The sequence below is a fragment of the Candidatus Obscuribacterales bacterium genome, assembly GCA_036703605.1.
Lineage (GTDB): Bacteria > Cyanobacteriota > Cyanobacteriia > RECH01 > RECH01 > RECH01.
On sequence record DATNRH010000457.1, the window covers coordinates 1 to 17,568 of the forward strand.

The window sequence follows — 17,568 nt, forward strand, 5'->3', positions numbered from 1 at the left end:
AGGCGCGGCTGTGGCACCAAGAACCCCATCGGCTGGCCATGGAGCAGGTTACCGAGACAGGGACGACCACCATCTATCCACTACTGGATTTGTTTGACCAAGCCACCCAGTTTTGGAAAGATACCCTCCCCCACCACGCCGGGCAGACGATTTTGGTAGTGGCCCACAGCGGCATCAACCGCGTGTTGATCGCAACGGCTTTAGGACTGCAGCCCGAACATTATGTGCGTCTCTACCAATCTAATTGCGGCATCAGCGTGTTGAACTTCCCCGATGGCTGGGGTGAACCGGCTCAGCTTGAGTCCATGAACCTAACGACCCACCTCGGTAAACCCTTACCTGCAATTCGGGCAGGGCAAGGCGGCTTCCGACTGCTGCTAGTACGCCATGGGGAAACCGATTGGAACCGCGATAAGCGTTTCCAGGGACAGATGGACATTCCTTTGAATGAAAACGGCTATGCCCAAGCAGCCCATGCAGCGGAGTATCTCAAGGATGTGCCTTTGACCCGCGCCATCACCAGTCCCCTCATGCGTCCCAAGCAAACAGCAGAATCTATCCTCACCCACCACGCCGGTCTGGAACTGGAGTTGATGGAAGGGTTGAAGGAAATTAGCCACGGTCTCTGGGAAGGCAAGCTGGAAGAAGAAATTGAGGTGGACTATGCCACTGAACTGCAAGACTGGAAAGTTGCGCCCGAAACGGTGCAAATGCCCGACGGCGAGAACTTACAGGATGTCTGGACGCGATCGGCAGCATCCTGGGAGGCGATCGCCCGTTCCACACCCGTGGCCCAGCCTGGGGAACCCTTACCCACGGTGCTGGTGGTGGCCCACGATGCCGTCAACAAGGCTATTCTTTGTGACTTGATGAACCTTGGCCCCGACCAGTTTTGGCGATTTAAGCAAGGCAATGGTGCCGTCAGCGTCATTGACTATCCCCATGGGGCGGAGGGCTTGCCGGTTCTGCGGGCGATGAACATCACCACTGGCGGCAGTGTCCTAGATAAAACAGCAGCGGGCGCACTTTAGCCTGGAGAGGCTGTCAACGCCAGAAGGGACGCCAGTAGTCGGGTTGATAAAAATGTAAACGACCATAGCCCAGAAACTGCCCATGGGCCTGCTCTCCGGGTGGGTAAGCGGTTACACCAAAGAGGTACACGCCATCACGGAGCGGATTGCGCTCAGGACGGATCGCTAAGGTGACCGTGGTGCCGGGAGGGACAGCAGGCTCAAACTCGACAGTTAAGGTCTGGTTTTCCTCGTCATACGCCGTGGACTGAATGGCCAAGGTCTCTCCCTGACTACGCCGAGTACCTTCAAAGGCGGTGGTGCGATCGGTGCGGTAACGGATGCGTTGACTGGCGCTGTTGCCCGACTCGGGGGCGATCGCCACGGTTTTGAGAGGTTCACCGGCATTCTCTGGCACCTCTAGGGTGAAGTAGTAGGTGCCGCCAGATGTGGATGTGTTGGAGCGGTTGGTACTGGTGTCGATTAAACTAGGCGGGCGTTCAAAATAAACGGTGCCATCGGCAAGTTGGAGGGCGATCGCTTGTGGAACGATGCCAACCATACCGATCCCCAGAGCTGCGGCTAGACCAAGGTTCAGAGTGCGATTCATCGACCTATCCTTCATCGTGCTATCTCCATCATAGCGATCGCCTTCGACGACGGTTGGAGGTTAAGCAAGGGCACGATTAGGGGCGATCGCTCGACCGCAAGTCTGGGGATCGTAGGGGCGTAGACTGTTCTTGGCGCTCATAGGCAGCCACAATCCGCTGCACGAGGGGATGGCGCACGACGTCCGACGCGGTCAGATGGCAAAAGGCAATGCCCTCCACCCGATGAAGAATTTTCTCCGCCACAGCCAAGCCCGACTGCTGGTAGTGGGGCAGGTCGGTTTGGGTGACATCGCCCGTCACCACCATGCGCGACTGAAAGCCCAGCCGCGTCAGCACCATTTTCATCTGGGCTGGGGTAGTATTTTGCGCTTCATCCAAAATCACAAAGGCATTATTCAGGGTGCGCCCTCGCATATAGGCTAGGGGAGCCACTTCAATCACCCCACGCTCCATGAGGCTGGGAATTTTTTCCGCATCTAAGAATTCGTAGAGCGCATCGTAGAGCGGACGCAGGTAGGGGTTAATTTTTTGCTGCAAATCGCCCGGCAAGAACCCCAAACGTTCCCCGGCTTCCACCGCTGGGCGAGTCAGAATTAGACGCTCATACTCGTTATTCAGCAGCGCCTGCACCGCCACCACAGCGGCTAGATAGGTTTTCCCAGTGCCGGCTGGGCCAATGCAAAAGGTGAGGTCGTGGCTGCGAATGGCTTGAATATAGTGGCGCTGGCGTAGGGTTTTAGCGCGTACGGCCTCACCACGCCGCGTGCGGGCCAAAACATCGGACTGGAGAGCCTGTAGCTCCACCTGCCGCTGGGTATCCCAAGCATGGGACACAGTTTGGATATCCACCGAAGTCACCGGGGAGCCCGCTTCCCAATAGGGCTTCAGCAGATCGATTAAGTCTTTACAGCGCCGCATTTGGGCATCTGAACCCGAAATGAGTACCTGCTGCCCACGCAGCACGATTGAGGTACCGGTATGCTTCGATAGCTGTTTTAAATTTGCTTCTTGGGGGCCTGCCAGGGCGATCGCACTTTCTGGACTCGGCAACTCAACCGTCAGCACCTGGGTCATACACAAACAATACCTACGGTGAGAACATTATCCCCACCCTATCATTCCTACCCTAGGATTCATCTTGGGCACTGCGCGATCGTGGCCGCACGGGGGGAGTAGGGCGGGACGATCGCGGTGCTGCTGCACGGGGCGCATCTTCAGTAGGTAGCCCATATACATCGAGATGGGCTATCTGCTGGGCTGACTGAGCCGCGATGCGCAACACCGTCCGAATGGCTTGAATATTCCGCCCGCCCCGACCAAACACCCGACCGCGATCGGATTCCTCAAAGGCCACCCGCAGCCACACCCGATTGGATGTGGGCATATATTCACAATCGACGCTCAACGTGGCAGGCTGCTCTAGAAACGGCTCGATTAAGAACCGCAGCAAGGCCTCATAGTTCAGCGTAGATTCTGCAGGAGATGGCAAGGCGGAGGGGTCAGACATGGACTTATTCAGCCTCGGAATTATCCTCAGATGGAGCCGCTTCTACAGCAGTCTCGATAGCGGTCTCAGCAATGGGTTCAGCAACTGCCACAGCGGAGTCCTTAGGAGCGTACTTGGATACGGGACGCTCTAGGATGCTGGCGCGCTCTAGAATATGGCGAACGGTATCGGTGGGCTGGGCACCCTGCTGCAGGCGACGGAGGATTCCATCGACATCTAAACGGGTTTCATCGGTACGCGGATTGTAGAACCCTAGTTCTTCCAAGGGGCGTCCGTCCCGACGAGCGCTGCTATCCATAGCAACAATGCGGTAGCTGGCTTCACGCTTCTTGCCGAACCGCTTCAATCGCAGTTTGATCATGCCTGAAAAGAGTTCTCCTAAAACAACTGAACGTAGACCATCAACACAAAATTCTTGACCCTATCTCCAAGCGATCGCGCTGGCAGGGCTAGCGACAACCCCCATAATCATGACCTTAGCCTTGGGCTGCAGGTACTGACTGGCTGACCACGTGCCAAGTCAAACTTAGCCCCTTGACCCCAGTGACATAAGGGTTAAACACCAAGTACATGATTATATCATCGATCGCATGGATTGGCGTAGAGCCACTTGGATGCTGGAGGTCTGAAGGGGCGATCGCTAGAGGGAGCCAAAGCCTTTTTTCTTCTTGTCTTTCTTTTTCTTTTTGCCCGCTGTGCCGCCACCGGGGTAGCCCCGCCAGCCAGGACGTGGTCCACCGCCCATGCCCGGCATTCCACCGCCGGGAGCACCGCCAAAGGGATTGCCCATGCCGCCCATCCCCGGCATCCCCATACCTGGCATCTGCCCGCTGCCCATTTGCTGCATCATGGTGCGCATGCGCTGGAAATCGCTGACCAGCTTGCTGACATCATTGAGGCTATGACCTGACCCTTGGGCAACGCGCTTGCGGCGGCTGGGCGATCCGGACAAGATCTCTGGATTTTTGCGCTCCTCCTTGGTCATGGAGTTGATCATGGCTTCCGATCGCTTGAGCTGGACTTCACCTTGCTCCAACTGATCACTGGAGATTTTGCCCATACCGGGGATCAGCTTCATCAAGCCGCCCAAGGAGCCCATATTTTTCAACAGGCGCATTTGCTTGAGGAAGTCGTCAAAGTCAAACTGAGCCGAGAGGATTTTCTCCTGCATCTTCTCTGCTTCAGCAAAATCCACCTCTTCCTGGGCCTTTTCCACCAGGGTGAGCACATCACCCATGCCCAAAATGCGGGAGGCCATGCGATCGGGGAAGAAGGGCTGTAGGGCCTCCACCTTTTCGCCCACCCCGATGAACTTAATCGGCTGTCCGGAAATACGGCGTACCGACAGGGCGGCACCACCTCGGGTATCGCCATCCATCTTGGTGAGAATGGCACCGGTGACCCCAATTTGTTCATGGAAGGTGCGGGTGAGGTTGGCGGCCTCTTGCCCGGTCATGGCATCCACCACCAGCAAAACTTCGTGGGGCTGCACCATCTCCTTGACCTGGGCCAACTCGCCCATCATGTCTTGGTCAATTTGCAGCCGCCCTGCCGTGTCGATAATCACCGTATCAATGCCCTCGTCCCGAGCTCGCGCCACCCCTTGGCGGGCGATTTCCACGGGATTGGCGTCGCTGCCTAGTTCAAACACCGGCACGTTAATCTGCTTACCCAGGGTGATCAACTGGTCAATCGCCGCCGGACGGTAGACGTCGGTGGCCACCAGCAGAGTGGAGCGATCTTGCTTACGCAGATGCAGCGCTAGCTTGGCCGAGGCAGTGGTTTTCCCTGTCCCTTGCAAACCGGCCATCAGCACAATGGTGGGCCCTTCCTCTGCTTGGGCTAAGGGAGCATTTGTTTCCCCCATCACCTCCACGAGCTGGTCATAGACCAGTTTGATGAACTGTTGGTCGGGCCGGACACCGGAGATCACCTCAGCCCCTTGCGCCCGGGTTTGCACCTCAGCGACAAAATCTTTCACCACCTGCAGACTGACATCTGCCTCCAGCAAAGCCCGCCGCACTTCCCGCAGGGCTTCCTGAATGTTGGCATCGGAAATTTTGTCTTGACCGCGAAGCTTTTTCCAGGCTCCTTCAAATCGCTCGGCTAGGGCATCAAACATACGTCAGGCTGGGGTTAGGGTCTACAACAGGCGATCGCTTCCACAACAGAAGCGCGTCTTTCTCAATTCTAAGGGGTGAGGGGCGTCTCGATCGCCCAATTGACTAGCGAGGCCAAACCCGTGGACGACAGGGGGGGCGATCGCCCCACGTTTGGCGAACATCCTGCCAGACCTGGGTAAACCAACGACGAGCGGCACCCGAGGAGGGGCCACGATAGCGACAGAGGTAGCCCGACTGCAGTTGGGTCACCCCGGCATCCCCAGGCTGGTTTAGCTCCGCCCAGAGCGATCGCGCCCGTTCCAGTTGATCGGCCTCCGGCGATCGCCCCAGGATGGCAAAACTGCCGACGACGGGATAGCCAGCCAACCCGTGGGGGCTGGTAAGCAGATCAGCGCTGGCCGGTAGCCATTGGGGATCAATCCACAGCGGTTTGCCCTGCTGCCACACTTCCGTATGCGATCGCCACTCGCCCTCGGTGAAGGTTTCTTGGCGGGCGGTGCGACCAAAGCGCGTGATCTCCCAGCCTAGCCATAGAGCCTGATCCCCTAGCTCAACCCGAATGGTTTGATGCAGCCGTCCCCCTTGGAAGACAATCAGCTCTTGGGGCAGCCATTCCAACCAGGCTCCGGCCCCTAGGTTCAGGGTGACGGACTGGGTCGCGGTTTCGCCAGCGCTGCCATAGAGTTTGTTGGCTGCTGCCGTGGTGAGAAGGGCATGGGTGTGAGGCGCTAGATCTACCGTGGTAGATAAGCGATCGCCCCCGACAATACCGCCTGCGGTGTGCAGCATCACGCCATGGCAAACCCCATCTTCTGGATAAAAGGGGCGCTGAATTTTGTACGGAGCGCGGGCATGGCGATGGGCCAGATAGGTGCGCCCGGTGTCATCGGTGTCAAAGCTTAGGTGCAACTGCCCGTGCCATCCAGTGGGACGGTGGGACGCGATGGGGGCAGTGGTCATGGCAATCTCTAGAGGGGTGTGAGGTGAAGCGATCGCCGCCTATTTTACCAAGATCCGTCGCCGTGCTTTGCTCATTGCCAAGATTTGGAAGCACCTGTCCTAGGGCGATCCTTGGGCGATCCTTAGCGCATCTGCGACGGAAATTCTCCCGTTTGCACCGTCAGTGATTGGGTGGCACCCTCACGCCATAGGGTGATCTGCAGGCGATCGCCCACATCACTACTGCGCACCTTGTCTTGAATATCTTGTCCGGTGGCGATCGCCTGCCCATCAATCTCCTGAATCACATCTCCAGCTTGCAGGCCACTTAGGGACGCAGGGGAACCTGGCGCTACCTCTACCACCACCACACCCTGATCGATATCGAGTCGCTGGGCGCGGTTGAGATTCGCATTCAGCTCTTGCTTGACATCCTCGGTGAGTTCCACCATGCGAATGCCTAGATAGGGATGCTGAACACGACCATTAGCAATGAGCTGATTGGCAATATCCTGCACCACATTGATAGGAATCGCAAAACCTAGCCCCTGCGCCCCACCAATGATCGCCGTATTCATGCCGATCACCTGGCCGCGATCGTTCAACAGCGGCCCACCGGAGTTGCCGGGATTAATAGCCGCATCGGTTTGAATAAAGCTCACTTGCTTATCGGGGATGCGGACATCGGCACTGCTGCGTCCCGTGGCGCTGATGATGCCAGCGGTGACCGTATTGTCTAGCCCGAGGGGGTTACCAATGGCGATCGCCCATTCCCCAGGACGGATTTGATCAGCATTCCCTAACCGCACAATCGGTAAGTTGCTAGCGCTAATGCGAATCACCGCCACATCAGTGACCGGATCCTGCCCCACCACTTCACCTTCAAATTCTCGTCCATCCCGCAGGGTGACAGTCACCTGATCGGCTCCATCAATCACATGGGCATTGGTGATCACCAAACCATCATCAGCCAAGATAAAGCCTGAGCCAACACCATCGGTCATCTGCCCCATGTTGGGAGAACCGCTATTGCCAAAAAAGCGCCGTAATGCCGGATCGTCAAAACCGCCAGGCAAAGCAGCGATCCGCCGCTGGGCATCAATACGCACCACCGCCGGCCCTACCTCATCTACTACATCGGCAATGAAGCTATCCCCGCGAGCTGCCAAGACCTGCCCCGATGTGCCCAGAATTGGATCCGGTGTCGAGCGATCGCTCCTGACCTCTGTTAACTCTATCGGCGGCGATGAACTGGCTCGCTCTGGGGTGGCTGCTAGCCAACGATCGACTAGAACGACACTAGACGTACCTATAACGGTTAGTAGAACATACAAGCCAATACGAGCCAGCGACGCACCCCGAGATGACGGTGATAATGAAGATAAATCTGTCCACTGTGGTTTATGTTGTGCCATGACCAATCTCCTGGTTCTATACCCGACGCAACGTCGGCGATCGCAAGTTCTACCTAGACATCTCCATTCCACTGCTGGACAAGTTCAGACTTGGGTGAGAAGAGTGTCATCGGTCTTCATCATTAGCCTAAGAGACCTATGTGGCAGAGATATGACAGTCATATTCCAAAGATATGGAGTCTCAGCGATCGCCATGATAGAGACTGCGATCGCCCTAGCCTTGATTTCATAGGCTATTCGCCCTAGTTTGACTCACCGGTGACAATTTGTCACATCAAGTTCATCTCAATCACAAACGGTTGACACATCCCCTTGATACGGTTGAGTCATCAGGTGAATGAATGCAAGGGAGGAGCAGGGATTGCCCTCGTTGAGATGATCTCGTCGAGGAACCAGCAATTCAAACTGCTCCTTTTTTTTGTCTAGTTTTAGACACGCCATGATATTAAAGGCTGTAGCAATACCCGGATGTCTGTAGTCCCCTTGACAAGACGTCAGCGAAGCAGGGAATCAAAGGTAGGAAGATACGTTTGCCGGGTTTCGGCTTCGCTCAACCCTCTTCTCATGTCGCTCAACCCTCTTCTCACCAGGATGGGAGCATTGAGCGACGTCAAAATGCTTGCCCATCATTACGTCCTCCTAATGATGAGGAATCTTGGGACTAAAACCCGACCTGCAGAGCTATTTCACCATTCTTGAAGTCACCAGTATCGAACGGACCAGGTCTTGATAGAGTAAGTAGCGGGCAATCGCCCCACTTGCATTTTCCCGGTGAAATTCAGCTATGACTACTGTCCTGTTGCGAGCCGTGCGCCTTCTTGATCCCATTCGCCAAACGGATGGCGTAGTGGATGTACTGGTTCAAGACGGGATCATCGAAGCGATCGCACCCACCCTAGCCGATGTACCGCCGGATACCGTCATCTGCGATCGCCCTGGTTTGATCATGGGCCCAGGCTTGGTGGATCTCTACAGCACCAGCGGCGAGCCGGGGTATGAAACGCGGGAGACCTTGGATTCGTTACTCCATGCCGCTATAGCTGGAGGGTTTACCCGGCTGACGCTGCTACCTCACATGCAACCACCTATGGATAACCCGGCCATGGTCACCTGGCTGCGATCGCGGCTGCAAACCTGTGCTAGCACGGTGCGCGTTGAGATGTGGGGGGCCTTAACCCAAGGACTGCTGGGCGATCGCATGGCCGAGGTTGCCGAACTGGCCGAGGCGGAGGTGGTGGGCTTTACTGACGGCCAGCCCATCGCCCACCTTAACCTGCTGCATCGTTTACTGGACTACCTAACGCCCTATGGGAAACCCTTGGCGCTATGGTGCTGCGATCGCGACCTCAGCTACAACGGCACAGCCCGAGAAGGACAGGACTCGATTCGTCTGGGTCTTCCAGGGCATCCGGCCATGGCGGAAACGGCAGCGATCGCGGCGGTGTTGGAATGTTTAACGCCAGAGTCTCCACCGGTGCATTTCATGCGGATCTCCACGGCCCGCAGTGTGGAGCTGATCCAGCAGGGCAAGGAACGCGGCTTGCCGATCACAGCCAGTACAACCTGGATGCACCTACTCTGGACGACGGCAGATTTGGAGCACTATGATCCCAACCTCCGGCTGGATCCACCCTTAGGAACACCAGCGGATCGAGCGGCCCTTGTCCAAGCGATCGCTACGGGGGTATTAGATGCGATCGCCGTCGATCATACACCCCATACCTATGAAGATAAGACCGTTGCCTTCAATGAAGCGCCCCCTGGGGCCATTGGCCTGGAACTGGCCCTGCCCTTACTATGGGAAGCCTTTGTGGTAACAGGGCAATGGGATGCCCTGACCTTGTGGAGCTGCCTAAGTACGCACCCGGCTCTCTGCCTCCAGCAAGAACCACCCCAGATCGCTGTGGGGCAACCGGCAGAGCTAACCCTGTTTGCCCCCCATGCCGACTGGACCGTGACCCGACAAACCCTCCAGTCGCGATCGCACAATACTCCCTATCTCGGGCGATCGCTGCGCGGTCGGGTCATGCCCTGGGCGCAACTCATCGCCTCACTCTAGGCACGACCTCCAGAGACGACTACAGAGACAGATGGAAACCTTGGACTAAGGGCAACGCCGCCACCCAAGGGCGATCGCTTCCATAGCTTTGATCAGGATAGAGCGGCACTGGATTAATGCCCCCGATGCGCTTGAGGGGCCAAAAGCGCACGACGGCCCGCCCAATGATGTCATCTTCGTTGACATAGCCCCAAAAATGACTATCGTTACTGCGATTGCGGTTGTCACCGAGGACGAAGTACGACTGCTCAGGAATGGTCACAGGGCCCCATTCATAGTTGGGCACTTCAGCAATGTATTGCTCCGCAATCGGCTGGTCATTGATATAGACTCGCCCGCTAGCAATGGCGACGCTGTCGCCCGGCAGCCCTATTACACGCTTGATCAAGGCATCATGAAAGTCAGGTTGTTGCCGCTGCAAGCCTTCTGGGGGGCTGAAGACAATAATTTCACCCCGCAAGGGTGGTCGGAACCGGTAGGAGATCTTTTCAATAATCAACCGATCGTTGACCTGCAGCGTCGGCAGCATAGACTCCGTGGGAATATAGCGAGCTTCGGCAATGAAATGGCGGATACCAAAGGCTAGCACGATGCTCACACCAAAAATTTTTACCCATTCGACCCATCCGTCTTCTTCGGTCTCGTGGGAGATGCTATGGGAATCAGGACTTAGTGGTTTAGGTCGTTCACTCATTCAAGTTGTCCGGTGATAGGGCATGGGTGCATCCGGCATTTGATTCTAGACTGCGACCTGCTTCGGAGCAAGCGATCGCTTGTGTAACTACCTGCCTTCGTCCACAAGCTGCTGATTTACATCATCAGGGTAGAGCAGATTTGGATTCACAGACCCGAGGCGATCGGGGGGCCAAAACCGTACCGCTGCGCGCCCGATAATCGTCTCCCGAGGGACATAACCCCAGAAGTGGCTGTCTAAACTATTGTTGCGATTATCCCCTAAGACCAAGTAGGCATCGTCTGGCACAACGGCCGGGCCCCAAACATAGGTCGGTTCTGCAGCGATGTAGGGTTCGTCCAAGGGTTGTCCGTTGATCAACACCTGACCATTGATCACCTGAACGGTCTCGCCGGGTAAGCCAATCACCCGCTTGATGAAGGCAAAGCGAAAATCTGGGTTTTGTGCCTGCAAATCTTCCCGAGGCATAAAGACCACCACATCACCCCGAGCTGGATCATGAAAGCGATAGCTGAGTTTTTCGACCACCAAGTGATCGTTAACTTGTAGCGTGGGTACCATGGACTCCGTAGGAATATAGCGAGCTTCCGCAATGAAGTGTCGGATACCCAACGACATAAATAAACTCAGCCCCACCACTTTCAAGACTTCTCCCCAAGGATTGGGTTGAGTTTGGGAGGGGGGATTGGGGCGATCGCGACGCACGGGCTTCATAGGCAACATTTAGGAACTATCACAGACAACAAGAACTCAATTGGCAGATCAATCGGTGACGTGAATGGTACAGACAACGCTTGGGGAGCAGGATTACGTTGAACCAGGATGCAATCTGGCAACATAAAGGCTATCGCAATTCTAGCGAAGATGGTTTGGAAATCTGCGAGGTTGACATGACGACCCGTTTTACACGTTGACTTTAGATATTCGCCATGACGGCTGCTGCATCCGTATTAATCCGCATTGATCCGCCACACTCCTAGGATCGTCAGAGGGTTCTCAACCGGACAACGATATCTGGCTTGAGAACGGGGCGATCGCTCCACGTAGCCCGGATGAATCAGCCGGATTGATCAGCCTCATTGATCGAATTGATCAAATTGATCAGCAGATAGGGCTATAGACGCCCAAGGGCTAAGGTTGTTGCCAGGGGTACTCGATCCCTCAGGAGTAGTTTCAGAAACCAGGACTGGACTATCCAGATCTCAGCCCACGAGAGAATAGGGCTTTCAGCCTATCCCAACCTCAGGTTACTTACTGGTAAGGGTATGCACGCCGTCCCAGTCATCATGGGGAGGGTTCTGGAGATAGAGGAGCGATCGCTCTAGATGTAGATGGGTGGCGCGATCGCCCGGACAGATGGTCTTCGCTTGCTCAAACTGCCTCAGGGCTTGCTCAAACTGGCGATCGCCATAGGCTTGCCGACCGGCGAGATAATGCTCTAGAAACTGATGCTGGGTTGGGGTAAAGACCATCTGACGATCGCCCAAGAGTTCATAAATAGTCAGCGATCGCTCCTTACCTTTCACCCGAATGCGATCGAGTTCCCGCACCCAAATTTTGTCGTGGCATTCGCTATGGGTGAACTCGCTGATGATGATGTTGCAGCTTTGATCCCAGTTGCCGTAGATTTTCGTTACGCCTTCAAGGCGCGAGCTAATGTCTACCCCATCGCCAATCACGGTGTAGTCCATGCGCTTTTTGGAGCCAATGTTGCCGCAAACCACTTCCCCGGAGCTGAGACCAATACCAATGTGCAGTTCGCGATCGCCGCTGCGATGCCGTTCGGTGTTGAAAAGCTCTAGGCGATGACGCATGTCTAACGCCGACTGCACCGCCTTCCAAGCATGGGTTTCCAGGGTGAGCGGTGCCCCAAAGACCGCCATGAGGGCATCGCCAATAAATTTATCCAGGGTGCCCTTGTAGTTAAACACCGCCTCCACCATGGTCTCAAAGTAGCTATTCAAGAGCGAGACCACCTCCGCTGCTTCCATGGATTCGGTAATCGAGGTATAGCCACGAATATCGGAAAAGAGAATGGTTACCTCCCGACGCTCCCCTTCCATCAGAGCATCTTCGCCAATGGCAATCACCTGTTCTGCCACCTCGGGGTTCATGTAGCGATAGAGGGTTGTCTTCATCCGCTTTTCGATGCTGATGTCTTCCAGCACCACCAACCCACCGCGCACGCTACCCGTTGGATTAGTCAAGGGATTCACCGTGAGATTAATGCTGCGCTCAAAACGCTGCACCTTAGCCTCTGCATCCAACACCTCGCCAATACTCCAAACGGTAAACCCCTGTTGCTCAGCATCCCAAGCAGCTAGCACCGGCAGGGGATCATCGTCATCAAAGGCGATCGCCACATGTAGCGTTTGCTCCGGCACATAATGACGGGCACCGGTTTTCAGGCTATCTTCCAAACGCATCTGCAAAGATTCCACCGGCACCACCGACCACACCGGCCGCCCCACCAGGTTCTGCGTCCATAGGGTTTGGCATTGCCACCCCTCGCTTCCCTGGATAAGACAACCCAACAGTTCTAGCGCCGCCTCGTTAATGGTGACAATCCGCCCATCCATATCGGTGGAAATGACCGCATCGGACAGGCTTTGCAGCATGTCTTTCTGGTACTGCTTTTCCAGCAAAATATTCTGAAACAGTTGGGCATTTTCGAGGGCAATCCCCGCCTGAATGTTGAACGCCCGCATGAAGTCTTCATCGGAGCCAGTGAAGCTGCCCTGATCTTTGTTGATCAACTGCGTCACTCCAATCAGCGCTCCGCTGGAGTTAAACACGGGCATACAGAGAATATTGCGGGTATGGTAGCCGGTGCTTTGATCCACCGTGGGGTCGAAGCGCGGGTCTTCATAGGCATTGGGAATGTTCAGGGTTTCCCCTGTAGAGGCCACATAGCCCGCGATACCGCGATTGGCCGGCAGGCGGATCTCTACCCGATTGTTGCGATCATCTGCCACCGCCACCTTCGACCATAGTTCATGGCGATCGCGATCGATCAAAAACAAGGTGCTGCGATCGGCCTGCATCAGATCCCGCGCCTCATCCATCACCTTGCTGAGGGTGTCATCCAGATTCAAGCTTTGCCCTAACGATGCCGTCGCCTCCAGCAAAGCCGCTGCCCCCCGTTGATTTCGCGCCGCAATGTAGAACAGATTGCAGCTTTCAAGAATCACCCCAATAGACGCCGCAAATTCACCAAACAGAGACTGATCAACCTCCGTAAACGGCTTACCATTGGATTTGTTGACTAACTGCACCACCGCCACCACCTGACTTTTGCGGTTCAATACCGGCATACAGAGCAAGTTACGGGTTTGGCGACCGGTGTGGCGATCGGTATCGCGGTTAAATAACGGATGGGTATCGACGTCGTGAATGTTCAACGGTTCACCCGTAGATGCTACATGGCCGATGATGCCGGTGTTCATCGGCACCCGCAGTTCAGCCCCGGGCTGGTCAATGCTCGCCGTCTTACACCAAAGCTGCTGCTTCTCCTCATCCACCAGAAAAATGGTGGTGTGCTCAGCATGTAAAATCTGCCCAATTTTGTGGGTAAAAGCATCCAGAAGTCGTTCGAGCATCACCTCCAACTTTTCGTTGTTGATGAGTTCGATCGCCTGTAGAAAATACTCAAACTCTGTGGTGATTTGTTCCAGCAGCGTCATGAACTGGGGGACAGGCAGATCCCTAATTTGGCCCGTCAAGTCCACCGTGGAGTCCACCTGAAATAGGTTGGCGAGCATACCGTGAGAGGAACCGGTCATGGGCTTGAAGATTAATGAGGCAAAAACGTAAGGCAGTCCTGAATCCAGGAGGTCACCCGCTACCCAAACAATACAATCAGCAATCTAAGGTGGGCGCAATCCTGGGTAACACAGGAGGATCCCATTCCATTCACCAAGCTAGATGCCTACAAAACCGGCGATCGCTCTTCACACCATAACGAATAAGAGTTATTTCCGTCGATAGCTGTGCTCCTCGTTGCCGCACTTGGTAGCTCCTAGACCAAAGGCACACCTTCTTTAGCTTATCGGGGTCTAGGTCTTTAGAACCGCCTTGCCCTAAACCCATGATCAGGTTGGCGGATGAGCCAGGGAGGGCGATCGCTCTGAGGATGCCCATGGTCTCTTCCCGTACTAGGTCAGCTACGGGTCTAGAACCACGGCTTAAAAAAAGTTAATCTATGGAGATGACTTTTTTGAGCACTCTCCAGTATTGTTGTGGTCTAAATCCTGTGGATGAAGTCCTGCGGCTGTAAGATGATCTCGATCCAGCGATCGCAGCCTCTCAGACCACGGTCATCCTAGCGAAGGATGGCACACTTTGGGGCTTGGGCTTTCCCACTGCATCTACTCTGAATCCTAGGTTCCTAGGGCATTCATCTCATCGTTCAGCACCTGTTCATCCCCCAATCGGGCTCATGCTAGCCAACTCCTAGGAGAATGACCTCCATGCAGGCTAGACTATGGAGCGATCGCGGCTAGAGGATAAGACCGCAGGGTCATTGTTTTGCCGCTTCCCTGCGCCAATCTGCTCCTTTGAGAATCAGGGCTGGTCACCTGATCTGTTGTTTGTTCTTGTGCACGTCTCGGTATAGATTATGCAGCCGAAATTTGTGGTTCGTTCCCGGCATTTTGCGATCGCCTTTATCTTTGGGTTGGTGCTGTTTTTAGTAGCAGGCACCCATCAATCCATGGTTCGCGCCCTAACGCCTTCCTCATCAGCCGCTGCGGTGTTGGGGCAGCACACTGCCTTGCCGATCATTGAGCCCGTCTTACCTTCGTCCGCCACTTGGTCATCCTTCCCCGCGGCCAACCATGCGGCTGACCAACAGCTCCACGCCTCAGCCCAAACGCAATCCGCTCAGCCTAGGGCCGCCATCAGCACCCAGCCCCTCACCGTTGCAGAGGCGGCCAATGTTCAGCAGGTTGAACCGTCTCAAGTGGCGATGAGCGATTGGCTATCTGCCTCGTTCCCCGTGGAAGACTTTCAAACCTATACCTCTCCCTTTGGCTATCGGGGATCGCCCACCGGTGGCTATAACCGAGAGTTTCACTATGGGCTCGATCTAGCCGCGCCGGAGGGCAGCTACATTCGCAGCTGGTGGAGCGGGGAGGTTGTGGAAGTTTCCGACGACAGTAATTGCGGCACCTCTGTGGTCATTGAGTCAGGCCCTTGGCTACATATTTACTGCCACATGCAAGGCTATGTGGAATCTGATGGCGAAGGACGCTACATGAGCGATCAGGGCGGTGGGCTACAAATCCGCGAGGGGCAAACCATCACCGCAGGCTCCCGTATTGGCCGGGTTGGCATGACGGGGCGTACAACGGGCCCCCATCTCCATTGGGGGCTGAAATATGACAATAGCTGGGTTGATCCAGCCTTGGTTCTGCGGGCTATGTACGCTAGCCAGCAAACAGCATCGCGCTAGGCCATACAGATTGGGTGGGGTACGGCTGCGCCCAGCGCGTCTACCGATACCATCGGGCTTACTGGTTAGGCTACAGGAAGCATAACGTCACCGAACTCGCGTTTTGTACAGCTTGGATGCGTCACGGCTACACCTGACGCATCCTGCTCATCCATCGAGTCTGCTGGGATAGACGATCTCCCAACCCATGGGGCCGCGGCTATTTAGTAGTCTCGCCCCTTCACCTGAGCCAGCTCGTCCTCATCGCGAACACCATCTTCCGAGTAGTAGCCTGAGGCTTTCTTGGCCTCGATTTCCACTTGAGCATCTGCTGGGATCAATTCCGGTGGAATCGGCACCCGTTTCACGACCTCAATCCCTGAGTGGGTGATGGCGTTGTACTTCATCTGACTCATAGATACTAGGCGATCGATTTTGGTGATTCCCAGCCAATGCAAGACATCCGGCATCAATTCCTGGAAGCGCATATCCTGCACCCCAGCCACACACTCGGTGCGCAAGAAATAGGCATCGGCGCGATCGCCCCCTTCTTGACGTTTGCGGGCATTGTAGACCAAAAACTTGGTGACCTCACCCAAGGCTCTGCCTTCTTTACGGCAGTAGACAATCACTCCAGCACCACCCTCCTGAGCAGTTTGAATGCAGACCTCGATACCGTGAACCAGGTAGGGGCGGCAGGTGCAGATATCTGAGCCAAACACGTCGGAACCATTGCATTCATCATGTACCCGCACCGCTAGAGGTATGGTGGGATCGGCCACTGTGTTGATATCCCCAACGATATAGACCGTTGTGCCGCCAATCGGAGGTAGAAACACCTGCAGATCGGGACGGGTGACCAGTTCTGGAAACATGCCGCCCGTTTGTTGAAACAGCACGCGCCGCAGATCGGCCTCCTCAATATCAAGACGCTGGGCAATCCCTGGCAAATACCACACCGGATCAATTGCCGCCTTAGTGACCACAAGACTGCCATCGGCCTTCAGCAAAGTGCCATCCGCCACGATGCGGCCGGCATCAATTTCGCTCTGGAGTTCAGGAATATTGATATGGGCTTTGGTGATGGCAATGGTGGGTAGAATGTCGTAGTCTTCCGATGCCATATCCCGAAAGACCTCACTGACCAAACCGCCCAGGGGATCGAGGGAGACAATCTTGCTGGGGTCGCTCCAACTGGGATAGGGGCCAATATGCACCACGGGTGAGGTGTCAGTGAGATCGGCACGATGGGCTGGATCGAGGACGCCGCTGGCCACGGCCAAGGCTCGATACACGCCATAGGAGCCCGCATGGGTACCAATAACATTGCGATAGGCCAAACTGCGGGGAGAGCCGATCACCGGGCCGCGCACTTGGGGATCTGCAGCTCCCCACTCAATGGGAATACGTTTGGTGCTAGCACGATGGGAATGGGAGGTGAGAATGATGTGCTTCGGCTTCTGCGGGTTATTCACCATATCGATCCATCCGAGTGAGGGGAAAGGTTGTAGTGTATTCTAATCAGAACCAATGGAAATGCTTCAGGGGTGACAGAAGGCCACAGGTGGGGCGGTTCGAGGGACTCAGTTGGGATACCTCGATCACTGAAGCGGAGGCGATCGCTCTTGCGTCCGAACTATGGGGGCTGGTCTGTCCGGCGCATGGGATCATGTATTCGATATCTACCACCATACATCGGGATTCATGGCAGCAGAGGTTCATGTGATTACGCATCCACTGGTTCAGCACAAGCTCTCGCTTCTGCGCCACGTGGACACC

The 17,568-nt window shown here is 55.6% G+C and carries 15 protein-coding genes; 3 read left to right on the forward strand and 12 right to left on the reverse strand.

The window, feature by feature from the left end:
* Positions 1-1,031: histidine phosphatase family protein (locus V6D20_09655; protein HEY9816043.1), on the forward strand; the 1,031-nt coding region annotated here is incomplete at its 5' end.
* A 13-nt stretch (positions 1,032-1,044) separates the two neighbouring features.
* Here the strand turns inward: V6D20_09655 and V6D20_09660 are convergent.
* From V6D20_09660 to V6D20_09690, 7 genes are all read right to left on the reverse strand, one after another.
* The gene (locus tag V6D20_09660; protein ID HEY9816044.1) at positions 1,045-1,620 is read right to left on the reverse strand and encodes a DUF2808 domain-containing protein; all 576 of its coding nucleotides are present in this window, start codon (positions 1,618-1,620) and stop codon (positions 1,045-1,047) included.
* A 76-nt stretch (positions 1,621-1,696) separates the two neighbouring features.
* Positions 1,697-2,695 carry a PhoH family protein gene (locus tag V6D20_09665; GenBank protein HEY9816045.1) on the reverse strand — a complete coding sequence of 333 codons (999 nt, stop codon included), beginning with the start codon at positions 2,693-2,695 and terminating at the stop codon, positions 1,697-1,699.
* 52 nt (positions 2,696-2,747) lie between these two features.
* Positions 2,748-3,128, reverse strand: coding sequence for a KH domain-containing protein (locus V6D20_09670; protein ID HEY9816046.1), 381 nt, complete (start codon positions 3,126-3,128; stop codon positions 2,748-2,750).
* Between the two features lie 4 nt (positions 3,129-3,132).
* Positions 3,133-3,489 (reverse strand): 30S ribosomal protein S16, encoded by a 357-nt coding sequence (gene rpsP, locus V6D20_09675; GenBank protein HEY9816047.1) that lies wholly within the window; start codon positions 3,487-3,489, stop codon positions 3,133-3,135.
* Positions 3,490-3,768: 279 nt separating this feature from the next.
* Entirely contained in the window at positions 3,769-5,250 is a 1,482-nt protein-coding gene (gene ffh, locus V6D20_09680; GenBank protein HEY9816048.1) for a signal recognition particle protein, read from the reverse strand.
* Positions 5,251-5,353: 103 nt separating this feature from the next.
* Positions 5,354-6,211 (reverse strand): urease accessory protein UreD, encoded by an 858-nt coding sequence (locus V6D20_09685; protein HEY9816049.1) that lies wholly within the window; start codon positions 6,209-6,211, stop codon positions 5,354-5,356.
* A gap of 122 nt (positions 6,212-6,333) precedes the next feature.
* The gene (locus V6D20_09690; GenBank protein ID HEY9816050.1) at positions 6,334-7,605 is read right to left on the reverse strand and encodes an HhoA/HhoB/HtrA family serine endopeptidase; all 1,272 of its coding nucleotides are present in this window, start codon (positions 7,603-7,605) and stop codon (positions 6,334-6,336) included.
* A gap of 784 nt (positions 7,606-8,389) precedes the next feature.
* Here V6D20_09690 and V6D20_09695 point away from each other — a divergent pair.
* Positions 8,390-9,664, forward strand: coding sequence for a dihydroorotase (locus V6D20_09695; GenBank protein HEY9816051.1), 1,275 nt, complete (start codon positions 8,390-8,392; stop codon positions 9,662-9,664).
* A 19-nt stretch (positions 9,665-9,683) separates the two neighbouring features.
* Here V6D20_09695 and lepB (V6D20_09700) read toward each other — a convergent pair whose 3' ends face one another.
* The 4 genes from lepB (V6D20_09700) to V6D20_09715 form a co-directional block, all read right to left on the reverse strand.
* Positions 9,684-10,358: a signal peptidase I gene (lepB, locus tag V6D20_09700; protein ID HEY9816052.1), complete on the reverse strand. Its 675-nt coding sequence runs from the start codon at positions 10,356-10,358 to the stop codon at positions 9,684-9,686.
* 87 nt (positions 10,359-10,445) lie between these two features.
* Complete coding sequence (lepB, locus tag V6D20_09705) at positions 10,446-11,072, reverse strand: signal peptidase I (GenBank protein ID HEY9816053.1); 627 nt, start codon at positions 11,070-11,072, stop codon at positions 10,446-10,448.
* A gap of 533 nt (positions 11,073-11,605) precedes the next feature.
* A complete protein-coding gene (locus V6D20_09710) occupies positions 11,606-14,140 on the reverse strand; it encodes a GAF domain-containing protein (GenBank protein HEY9816054.1) in 2,535 nt (844 codons plus the stop codon).
* A gap of 130 nt (positions 14,141-14,270) precedes the next feature.
* Positions 14,271-14,498, reverse strand: coding sequence for a hypothetical protein (locus tag V6D20_09715; GenBank protein ID HEY9816055.1), 228 nt, complete (start codon positions 14,496-14,498; stop codon positions 14,271-14,273).
* A 478-nt stretch (positions 14,499-14,976) separates the two neighbouring features.
* Here V6D20_09715 and V6D20_09720 point away from each other — a divergent pair, with 478 nt between their 5' ends.
* Positions 14,977-15,810 carry a M23 family metallopeptidase gene (locus V6D20_09720; GenBank protein HEY9816056.1) on the forward strand — a complete coding sequence of 278 codons (834 nt, stop codon included), beginning with the start codon at positions 14,977-14,979 and terminating at the stop codon, positions 15,808-15,810.
* 203 nt (positions 15,811-16,013) lie between these two features.
* Here the strand turns inward: V6D20_09720 and V6D20_09725 are convergent, their stop codons facing one another.
* Positions 16,014-17,267 carry a GTP cyclohydrolase II gene (locus V6D20_09725; GenBank protein ID HEY9816057.1) on the reverse strand — a complete coding sequence of 418 codons (1,254 nt, stop codon included), beginning with the start codon at positions 17,265-17,267 and terminating at the stop codon, positions 16,014-16,016.
* Positions 17,268-17,568 lie beyond the last annotated feature (301 nt).

What these genes read in the sequence shown, in the direction of transcription:
- V6D20_09685 (HEY9816049.1), bottom strand. Translation starts at nt 6,211, where the DNA reads ATGACCACTGCCCCCATCGCGTCCCACCGTCCCACTGGATGGCACGGG.
- V6D20_09695 (HEY9816051.1), top strand. Translation starts at nt 8,390, where the DNA reads ATGACTACTGTCCTGTTGCGAGCCGTGCGCCTTCTTGATCCCATTCGC.
- lepB (HEY9816052.1), bottom strand. Translation starts at nt 10,358, where the DNA reads ATGAGTGAACGACCTAAACCACTAAGTCCTGATTCCCATAGCATCTCC.
- ffh (HEY9816048.1), bottom strand. Translation starts at nt 5,250, where the DNA reads ATGTTTGATGCCCTAGCCGAGCGATTTGAAGGAGCCTGGAAAAAGCTT.
- lepB (HEY9816053.1), bottom strand. Translation starts at nt 11,072, where the DNA reads ATGAAGCCCGTGCGTCGCGATCGCCCCAATCCCCCCTCCCAAACTCAA.
- V6D20_09725 (HEY9816057.1), bottom strand. Translation starts at nt 17,267, where the DNA reads ATGGTGAATAACCCGCAGAAGCCGAAGCACATCATTCTCACCTCCCAT.
- V6D20_09660 (HEY9816044.1), bottom strand. Translation starts at nt 1,620, where the DNA reads ATGAATCGCACTCTGAACCTTGGTCTAGCCGCAGCTCTGGGGATCGGT.
- V6D20_09690 (HEY9816050.1), bottom strand. Translation starts at nt 7,605, where the DNA reads ATGGCACAACATAAACCACAGTGGACAGATTTATCTTCATTATCACCG.
- V6D20_09665 (HEY9816045.1), bottom strand. Translation starts at nt 2,695, where the DNA reads ATGACCCAGGTGCTGACGGTTGAGTTGCCGAGTCCAGAAAGTGCGATC.
- V6D20_09720 (HEY9816056.1), top strand. Translation starts at nt 14,977, where the DNA reads ATGCAGCCGAAATTTGTGGTTCGTTCCCGGCATTTTGCGATCGCCTTT.
- V6D20_09670 (HEY9816046.1), bottom strand. Translation starts at nt 3,128, where the DNA reads ATGTCTGACCCCTCCGCCTTGCCATCTCCTGCAGAATCTACGCTGAAC.
- V6D20_09710 (HEY9816054.1), bottom strand. Translation starts at nt 14,140, where the DNA reads ATGACCGGTTCCTCTCACGGTATGCTCGCCAACCTATTTCAGGTGGAC.
- V6D20_09715 (HEY9816055.1), bottom strand. Translation starts at nt 14,498, where the DNA reads ATGGGCATCCTCAGAGCGATCGCCCTCCCTGGCTCATCCGCCAACCTG.
- rpsP (HEY9816047.1), bottom strand. Translation starts at nt 3,489, where the DNA reads ATGATCAAACTGCGATTGAAGCGGTTCGGCAAGAAGCGTGAAGCCAGC.